We start from the raw sequence: 298 nt of genomic DNA on the forward strand, positions 1-298 counted from the left end.
GGCGGCGATGGCCCGCATCCGCCGTCAGCGGCAGGATGCGCTGGTTCGGCTGGACCGGATGCGGCTGTCCCTGGGGCACGAACAGACGCTGCGGCGCGGCTTCGTGATCCTGCGCGACCCGGAGGGCGGGCTGATCACCACGCCCGAAGTCGCAGCTCGGACCCCGCGGATGAAGCTGCAATTCGCGGGCGACCGCCGCGTGGCCGTGCGCCCCGACGCGGCCCCCGAGAAGCCCAAGCGCCGCAAGCCAGCGCCGCCCGAGCAGAAGACCCTGATCTGACCTCAGACGGGGCGGGGG

Annotated in this window: 1 pseudogene; it reads left to right on the forward strand. The window is 73.8% G+C overall.

The features are described 5' to 3' along the window. A pseudogene (locus TW83_RS21630) lies at positions 1 to 280 on the forward strand (exodeoxyribonuclease VII large subunit); the annotation flags it as partial. Positions 281 to 298 lie beyond the last annotated feature (18 nt).

The organism is Paracoccus sp. S4493 (assembly GCF_000967735.1).
GTDB classification, from domain to species: Bacteria; Pseudomonadota; Alphaproteobacteria; order Rhodobacterales; family Rhodobacteraceae; genus Paracoccus; species Paracoccus marcusii.